Consider the following 4,038-nt stretch of genomic DNA (forward strand, 5'->3'; position numbering starts at 1 on the left):
TTCATGGACAGCAGGCCGTCCACGGCCTCCGTGATGCGGTTCTCGCCGGGGCGGGAATCGGCGAGGGTGACCTGGTAGCCGTGGGGGGAGAACACGGATTCCATGCCGCGCAGGAGGTCCACGAACCAGGGGTTCCGGAAGTCGTCAATGACCAGCCCGATGCTTTTCGTCTGGCTGCTGGCGAGCGTGGTCGCCGCCCGGCTGGGGCGGTAACCGAGCTCCGACATGGCCGCCCGGACGGCCGCCCGACGCTTCTCGCTGACCTTTGACGGGTTTTGAAGCACGAGCGAGACCAGTGACGGGGAGACGCCGGCGCTCTTGGCGACGTCGTAGATCGTCGGGCGGCGGGTTCTGGGGGCATTCAACGACATCTGCAGGGCCTTTCACGTCTCATCCGAGGATAACCGGTCAACCATTGACAGGACATATGCACATAGTTACGCTTTTGTTCAGCGCTAGATTTTGTAGCGCTCCAATTTCTACCGTCGGGCCGTCGGCCTGACCGAATTTCAAAGGAGAAATCGATGGCTGACAGTTTGGGAGTTGCCGTAATCGGCGCCGGAATGGCAGGAAAAGCGCATGCGGCCGCGTACCGCACGGCGTCGGCGCTCTACAGCCCGGTTCTTCCTCCTATCCGGCTGGTCTCCATCGGCGACGTCAACGCCGAGTTCGGTTCCCTGGCCGCGAAGCGTTTCGGCTACGATCGCCACGACACCTCGTGGCAGGCGATCGCCGAGGCCGACGACATCGACGTCGTGAGCGTCGTGATCGCGAACTCCCTCCACCGCGAGGTCGTGGAGGGCCTGCTGGCCGCCGGCAAGCATGTGCTGTGCGAGAAGCCGCTGAGCGACTCAATCGAGGACGCCCGCGCCATGGCCGAGGCGGCCCGCAGTGCCAGTTCGATTGCCCGCATCGGGTTTACCTTCCGCCGCACGCCGGGCATCGCCTACATCCGGGACCTCATCCGCACCGGCGTGCTGGGGAACGTCCTGCACTTCAGCGGCCGCTACTGGACCGACTACGGGTTCAGCCCGTCGGCGCCCATGAGCTGGCGCTACAAGGGCGGCCCGGGCTCCGGCGCCCTGGCCGACGTCGGCAGCCACCTGACGTACGTCGCTGAGTTCCTCTGCGGCGACATCAAGTCCATCAGCGGCGGACGCCTCAGCACCGTGATCGACAAGCGCCCGCTGCCGCTGGGCGCCGTCATGGGCCACGACCACGCCGCGGTCAGCGACACGTTTGAGCCGGTCGAGAACGACGACTACGCGGTGTTTTCCGCCGAATTCGAGAACGGTGCAGGCGGCTTCGAGGTCTCCCGGGTCGCCGCAGGGCACGCGAACAGCCTCATCTTCGAGGTCTTCTGCGAGAACGGCGCCGCCCGGTTCGACCAGCGCCGCCCCGCGGAGATCGAGCTGTTCCTCAACGACGGCCCGGCCAACGAAAACGGCTACCGCCAGGTGATCCTCGGCCCCGGACACCCCTACATCGCGGGCGGGCTGGCCATGGACGCGCCCAGCGTCGGCTTCGGCCAGAACGACGCGTTCGGCTACCAGGCCCGGGCCTTCCTCGAGGAGGTCGCCGGCCTCAGCGAGGCGGACTCCCTGCCCCGCTGCGCCACGTTCGACGAGGGCGTGCGCAACATGGAGCTGCTCGGCGCAGTCACCGAATCCGCCCTCAACAACGGAAAGAAAATCACGCTATGAAACTCGGCGTCTACAACGCAATCCTGCACGACCGGCCCCTTCCCGAGGCCCTCAAGGTCATCGCCAACCTCGGACTGACCGGCATCGAAATCAACACGGGCGGGTTCCTGCCGGCCGTTCACGTCCCCACCATGGACCAGATCCTGGAAAGCGATGCGGCCCGCGATGACTACCTCGCGATTTTCGAGGGCACCGGTGTCTCGATTGCCGGCCTGAACTGCAATGGCAACCCGCTGCACCCCAAACGTGAGATCGGCGGGAAGCATGCCGAGGACATCCGCCGCTCCATCCGGCTGGCGCAGCGGCTGGGACAGGACCGTGTGGTGACCATGTCTGGCCTGCCCGGCGGCGAACCCGGGGCCACCACGGTCAACTGGGTGGTCAACGCCTGGAACTCGGCGGCCCTGGACGTGCTCGACTACCAATGGGGCATCGCGGCCGACTTCTGGAAGGAAACCGACCGCCTGGCTGCCGACCATGGCGTGAAGGTGGCCCTCGAGCTGCACCCGCAGAACATCGTGTTCAACACCGCCGATGTCCACAAGCTCATTGAGCTTACCGGCGCGACCCATGTCGGCGTCGAGCTGGACGCCTCGCACCTGTTCTGGCAGCAGATGGATCCGGTCGCGGTGGTCCGCGAACTCGGCCCGCTGGTCTTCCAGGCCGCGGCGAAGGACGTCCGCATCAATACCGCGAACGCAGCGCTCTACGGTGTCCTCGACAACAGCTTCCGGCGGCTCTCCCCGGACGAAAACCGCACCAACCTCGGCGGCGACGAGTGGGCCAACGAATGGCCCAAGGACTCCGCCTGGGACTTCGTTGCCCTGGGCCGCGGGCACGACACGGCCTACTGGACCGAGTTCCTGCGCGCGCTCTACGAGGTGGACCCGGAGATGCTGGTCAACATCGAGCACGAGGACGTCTCCCTGGGCCGGATCGAGGGCCTCCAGGTGGCGGTCAAGGTCCTGCGGGACGCCGACTCGGCACTCGCGGCGTCGCTGCACCTCACCAACTGACGGCCTGACGGCCCGGCACCCGAGTTCTGCCGCCGAGTCGCCGGACCGCTGCGGGGTCGCCGGAAACTTCCGGCGATCTCGCATGGTTCCGGCGACCTCGACGCCGGGCCGCACCGACGCCGGGGCGACACCGACGCCGGGGACGCCTTCGACGCCGGGGCGACCTAGGAGTAGTAGTTCGCCAGGGTCTCGGCCTTGAACTCGAAGAAGTTGCCGGCCTCGATGGCGAGCCGGGCGTCGTCGACCATCTTCACCACGAAGCGCTCGTTGTGGATCGAGATCAGGGTGGCCGAGACCATCTCCTTGGCCTTGAACAGGTGATGGATGTAGGCCCGCGAATAGTTCAGGCAGGCGTAGCAGTCGCAGCCTTCCTGCAGCGGGCCGAAGTCGCGTTTGTACTTGGCGCCGGAGAGGTTGTACCGGCCGGTGGGGTGGTAGAACGCCGAGTTGCGGGCCACCCGGGTGGGGGAGACGCAGTCGAAAGTGTCCGCCCCGTTTTCAATGGCCGTGAAGATGTCGTCCGGTTCGGAGATGCCCAGCAGGTGCCGCGGCTTGTTCTCCGGCAGCTCATCGTTGCACCAGCGCACGATCGTGCCGAGGTTCTCTTTCTCCAGCGCCCCGCCGATCCCGAAGCCGTCGAAGTTCATGGCGCCGAGGTCGCGGCAGGCCTTACGGCGCAGGTCCTCGTACTGGGCGCCCTGGATCACCCCGAACAGGGCCTGGTAGGGCTTGCCGGCGCGCTCGTCCGTGAGCCGGAAGTGCTCGGTGATGCACCGCTCGGCCCAGCGCCGGGTCCGCTCCAGGGACTCCTCCTGGTAGCCGCGGGAGTTCTGCAGCGTGGTGAGCTCGTCGAACGCGAACATGATGTCCGCGCCGATCTGGTGCTGGACGTTCATGGAGATCTCGGGGCTGAAGCGGTGCCGGTCGCCGTTGAGATGGCTCTTGAACCACACGCCTTCCTCGTCCACGTGGGCCAGGCGTTCTTTGCCGGGGGCGACGGCGTCGTCCGGCCCCGAATGGTCCACCGATTTCATGTCGATGACCTTCTTGAACCCCGAGCCCAGGCTCATCACCTGGAAACCGCCGGAATCGGTGAACGTCGGACCGCGCCAGTTCATGAACGCACCCAGGCCACCGGCCTCGTCCAGGATGTCCGCGCCCGGCTGCAGGTACAGGTGGTAGGCGTTGGCCAGCACCGCCTGCGCGCCGAGTTCGGCAATGGATTCCGGCAGCACGGACTTGACCGTGGCCTTGGTGCCGACGGCGATGAACGCCGGGGTCTGGATCTCCCCGTGCGGGGTGGCGATGGTGCCGGTCCG

The 4,038-nt window shown here is 66.7% G+C and carries 4 protein-coding genes; 2 read left to right on the plus strand and 2 right to left on the minus strand.

Annotated elements, in window-relative coordinates; genetic code table 11:
* A partial coding sequence (locus tag LQV45_RS19770; RefSeq protein WP_230008470.1) for a LacI family DNA-binding transcriptional regulator occupies positions 1-371 on the minus strand: 371 nt, incomplete at its 3' end.
* A gap of 153 nt (positions 372-524) precedes the next feature.
* On the opposite strand from LQV45_RS19770, the gene LQV45_RS19775 reads away from it, so the two are divergent.
* The gene (locus LQV45_RS19775; RefSeq protein WP_230008471.1) at positions 525-1,703 is read left to right on the plus strand and encodes a Gfo/Idh/MocA family protein; all 1,179 of its coding nucleotides are present in this window, start codon (positions 525-527) and stop codon (positions 1,701-1,703) included.
* The gene (locus tag LQV45_RS19780) at positions 1,700-2,719 is read left to right on the plus strand and encodes a sugar phosphate isomerase/epimerase (protein WP_230008472.1); all 1,020 of its coding nucleotides are present in this window, start codon (positions 1,700-1,702) and stop codon (positions 2,717-2,719) included. The genes LQV45_RS19775 and LQV45_RS19780 overlap by 4 nt, the downstream gene beginning before the upstream one ends.
* Positions 2,720-2,883: 164 nt before the next feature.
* Here LQV45_RS19780 and tgt read toward each other — a convergent pair.
* A partial coding sequence (gene tgt, locus LQV45_RS19785; protein ID WP_230008473.1) for a tRNA guanosine(34) transglycosylase Tgt occupies positions 2,884-4,038 on the minus strand: 1,155 nt, incomplete at its 5' end.

Source organism: Microbacterium sp. Bi128, from assembly GCF_918698205.1.